Below are 4549 nucleotides of genomic sequence, written 5' to 3'. Positions count from 1 at the left end.
ATCTGATTTTAATTTCTTAAAGAACAAAACGAAGGCAGGGATTAGTTTAGATGAAGCGGTCGAGCAGTTGGTAAGTTTAAAAGGAAGCGGTAAAGCAATTAGAGCGTAAATGCATTGAGTTGAGACGTAAGAATATTTTGAAGGTTTGAAATGGATATAGCAAAAAAAATATTAGCATTAGTAACTTCGGGGATAATCGGCGCATGCTTGATGCTTGCATATAACGAGAAGTTCGGAGGTAACGGTAATTATAGTATTTTATATGTTGCCGAGGATGAATTAATGAGTTTAGAGGAGGATAGGATAAAGAATGAAGAACTTAGTACTCGTCAGTTATTTTTCGGTGAGATTGAAAAAGCTGTAAGCTTAGCGGTTAGTTTGCCTAAGGCTTACCGAACCGGCAAAAACCTAGTGGTATATAGCATGAGTAGCGTAAGAGGCGAGAATGTTAGGTCAATAAGTAGCGAGATACACGCAAAAATTATTAGCGAATTACAAAAAGAAGATAAAATTCGAGGTAATACGCAATGATTAGATTTAGGTGCGATAAAGAAAGCAAGCTTAAGCAAGGTAATAAAACCGATTCTCAAGACAAAGTAAAAAATCGGCTAAGCGAAGAGCTAATCCTTGCGATCATAGTATTTTCTTTGAGCATGAACTTAAAATCATCGGGGTACCAAGATCAAGTCGATCAAATGTTTGAGACGATAAAAGCTGCTCGCACGGCAAAATCTATAAGCACTAGCAGGTAAAAATGTTTAAAGCGATTTTAAATCATCAACAACAAAAACTTTCAATTCACAGGCAATTAATCTTAGCTTTTTGTAGCGTAGCACATTTATGTATCCTTTACGCGTATATTTATGTGGCGCCGAAAGCAGGAGGGGCTGACGGCTTATCTGAATTCTTGAATGATTGTATAAACGAGATTATCCGAGGTGGAGAAAGCACGAGAGCAGCGGTCGTATTTATAGTAATGTTATTTATCCCTAGTGCGGCGATTATAGCAAGTGTGATTCTTTATTTACGTAAGAATTACATTCTAGCAACCGAAACGTCTAGAGGACTACTTACTCTCTTGTTTTGTTATATGTTTGCATACTCGGGTTACGTTTTGTTTGCGGCTTTATTATGTTTCGTGTGCTTGTTTTGCGTACATAGATTTTATAAGAATCACGATTTAAGCAAGTCATTATTAAGAGGGTAAGTAAGAATGCTAGCGGTAATTATACAAAAATTACGGGAATTTATATTAAAAAACGAACAACCGATTAAATGGGGAGTAGAAAGCTTTGCTCTAATCTTATCCGTCTCGATACATATAACCGCTCTTTATTTATGGATTTTTAAATCACCTTCTATCGTAGAGGCATTAAATTTTAAGCATATGATTTTGGAAATAATTCGGCAAATTGAGCAAAAAGGTATAAAGCAAAACTTCCAATTCATTGTTCTGATAGTATCAACGATAAGTATTTCAATAATTGCAATTTTAGGAAGTTTGATTTTATGTTGCCTCGGTTTAATTAGAAGAGCGGGTACGTGGAGCGCAGGTTTAATGATAATAAATATTATTACCTTGATGCTCTGTTTGGACGCTATAGCAGTCGTTTTAATTGCTAATATTTGCGTAATATACGGACTGATTATCAAGCATTATTTAATTGAACCTATTAAAAGAGAATCGGAAATGAAAGGGCTTAATAAATTAATGAATAACTTTAACATAAGACTATTTGCGTTGATAACGATCTTAGTCTCATATGCGGTTACGTATGCCGAGCAAACCGATACCGTATGTGCCGATAACTTAACGCAAGGACTTATTCAACTCGGAGAGAACTCCGATGATCCCGAATTAAAAAGAAGATCGTTAGAATTAAAAGAATCTTGCGTGCAGCAGCAAAGAGCTAAGGCAAAAATGGAAGAGTCACGGGAAAACTTAGAAATTTGGAAAGAAGTAGATAAGGTATTAGCAGGATTGCCTAATAGAGATATGTATCAAGAGGTATTAGACAGGAGCGTAAAAGAGTTAAGGATGCACCCTTATGACGTGGTTAAAATGATGGAAAAGGGTGATCCTAAAATAAAATCTATTTTTAATAAAATGATAAAGGAAAGAAATCAAAAAATATTTAATGAAATAAAAGCTAAACGAATTGCTCAAAGAAAACTTCGAGATAAAAATTCAAACAAAAGTTCGAATAAAAGCGGAGCGGCAAATGAGAAATAAAAGTTTGCTGCTTATTGTAGTTTTCTCTTTAAGCAACCCGGTTTTTGGGAAAGATTTCGGCAAGCAGGGGGCTACTTTTGAGATTAAGGAAGAAGGTTTTGTAAGCATGATGCAGCGTAAATTAAAGGGCGTAAATCTAGCAGAGCATGAGCAAAAAATGAAAGATTTAGCAAGAAAAAGAGTAGAAGAGCCCACTCCCGTTTTCGGTATCACTAGAGCGACAAGAACGGTTAGTCATAGTTTTGATCCAAGTTACGTTTTAGACGAAGACGTATTCTTACCTTGCGGTAAATTGTTATACCCTGCGGGGACAAGGGTAAACCCCTTAGATCATATGGAATGGGGCGGTAAGATAGTGTTTATCGACGGACGAGATTCGTCTCAAATAGCTTGGTTAAAAGATAATTATATGAAATCCAATGAAGCGTTTAATAAAAATAAAGAGGAACTACCGCAAAATTTAGGTGATCAAAATAAAGATAACGCCGCTCATACTTTTGCCCCCTCGGATAACAAAATAATTCTAACGGGCGGCAGACCTCTTGAGCTTGAGAGGGAAGTCGAAAATCCTATATATTTTGATCAATTCGGCGAGTTAACTAACAAATTCAATATTGCACACGTGCCTGCGATAGTCGAACCGGAGGGTAAATATTTAAAGGTTACTGAAATTAATATCGGAGGAAGATAGCACGGTATGCAAGATAAAATGCTTAAACAAAAGAAGATACGTACAAATAATTCTCGATCAAAATTTCAACGTATCAACGATATTGAACTTTCAATTATTTTCGGCTTAAGCGTTAGTTTCGGTTGGTGGCTAATAGACAAAGACGATGTTCTTAACGCCAAAGCATTATCGGCTACGTTTTGTATTGCTACGATACTGATGCAAATTTCAATTATTATAGCTCGTTTTGTAGAAAATACTTTTAATTTAAAAACACATGCGACGAATACCGAATATCATGAATTAAATTTTCAAGGTAACATTGATCAATTAACGCTTGCTTTATATAACAGCGGGCTTGTTTTAGAAAAAGTAGAGCAAAATAATTATTGGTTTAGAACCGATAACGTGATTTTTATTCAGTCTTATTTTCTTGTTAAAGATCGTAAAGAATATTGTACGATTTTACTTAAAAAAATGGATATAAAACCGTTCTCACGTTACTTAAAACTAAATTATTTAACAAACCAGCTGAATAATAAGGGTAGTAATTAAGCAGATAATTACCGACCAAATGAGAATCGTTAAATTGTCATGAGAATAAAGATAAAGAACGGCGCGGATGCAGAGTAATATAAAAGCACTATCTAACGGATTATTTTTACTAAAATTAATTAGCTTCATGAATACGCTAATAATTACGTTATCCGGCTCTGTCGTAGCCGCAAATACGGAGGCGTTCGGTACAAAGGTTAAAGCAACGGCTATTACTAAATTAAGATAGTGGTTTTTTAATAAATTCATATTTGATTTTTAAAATTAAAAAAGAAGAAAATTATAACAAAAATATAGAAATAAACAAATATGCAAAACAACATGAAGTAAAGAAAATGAACGATAACATAAAAGATTCTACCTCCCGCGAGGCGTCTTGCAGGATTGTCGGGGGAGGCGGGATGAATCATAGGAAAATCATCATCGTGCTAATTATGATTATTTTAGCACCTATGTCAAGTTACGCTAGTACTTGCCAGGGTAAATTCGTTAATCCTATAACGGATGTCTGTTGGTCATGCTTGCTACCGATTTCTATCGGCGGCTTTAATATCGGCAAAGGCAGCACTCCGAAAAAAAGAGATACTAAAAACCCGAGTTCTCCGCTTTGTTTATGTACCAAAGCTAACGTTCCCGTGCCGGGAATTTCTATCGGATTCTGGGAGCCGGTAAGACTTGTCGATATTACCAGAACGCCTTATTGTATGGTTAATTTAGGTGGATTGCAGTTAGCTAGCGGCCACTCGAATAAAGTCAGTAGTTATGCTAGAGGTTACGGCGATCATCATTCTCATCGCTCGTTTTACCACGTCCATTATTATATTTATCCTCTCATTTATTGGCTTGAGCTAATCACCGATTTTATCTGCTTAGAGCAATCAACCTTTGACGTGGCGTATATATCCGAGCTTGACGTTACTTGGAACGACGAAAAACTACAAACTCTACTTAATCCGGAAGTGTTTTTGTTCGGCAACGCACTAGCGCAAAGTGCGTGCGTAATAGATTGTGCCGCATCTACCGTACATCTACCGAGAGACGAGATGTTTTGGTGCGGGGGCTGCTGGGGTAATATTTACCCGTTCTCGGGA

Annotated in this window: 6 protein-coding genes; all 6 read left to right on the top strand. The window is 36.2% G+C overall.

Annotated elements, in window-relative coordinates; genetic code table 11:
- Positions 1–150: 150 nt before the first annotated feature.
- Positions 151–531 carry a hypothetical protein gene (locus Trichorick_RS09070; protein ID WP_323739326.1) on the top strand — a complete coding sequence of 127 codons (381 nt, stop codon included), beginning with the start codon at positions 151–153 and terminating at the stop codon, positions 529–531.
- Positions 528–752, top strand: a complete 225-nt coding sequence (locus Trichorick_RS09065) for a hypothetical protein (protein ID WP_323739325.1) — start codon at positions 528–530, stop codon at positions 750–752. The genes Trichorick_RS09070 and Trichorick_RS09065 overlap by 4 nt, the downstream gene beginning before the upstream one ends.
- 461 nt (positions 753–1213) lie before the next feature.
- The gene (locus Trichorick_RS09060; RefSeq protein WP_323739324.1) at positions 1214–2233 is read left to right on the top strand and encodes a synaptonemal complex protein 1; all 1020 of its coding nucleotides are present in this window, start codon (positions 1214–1216) and stop codon (positions 2231–2233) included.
- Positions 2223–2924, top strand: a complete 702-nt coding sequence (locus Trichorick_RS09055; protein ID WP_323739323.1) for a conjugal transfer protein TraW — start codon at positions 2223–2225, stop codon at positions 2922–2924. Before Trichorick_RS09060 ends, Trichorick_RS09055 begins: the two co-directional genes overlap by 11 nt.
- A gap of 6 nt (positions 2925–2930) precedes the next feature.
- Positions 2931–3458, top strand: coding sequence for a hypothetical protein (locus tag Trichorick_RS09050; RefSeq protein WP_323739322.1), 528 nt, complete (start codon positions 2931–2933; stop codon positions 3456–3458).
- Positions 3459–3910: 452 nt separating this feature from the next.
- The coding region (locus tag Trichorick_RS09045) for a TraU family protein (protein WP_323739321.1) at positions 3911–4549 on the top strand (639 nt) is incomplete at its 3' end.

Origin of the sequence: Candidatus Trichorickettsia mobilis (assembly GCF_034366785.1) — a bacterium.
Taxonomy (GTDB): Bacteria; Pseudomonadota; Alphaproteobacteria; order Rickettsiales; family Rickettsiaceae; genus Trichorickettsia; species Trichorickettsia mobilis_A.
This window is presented reverse-complemented; position numbering and strand designations above follow the sequence as displayed.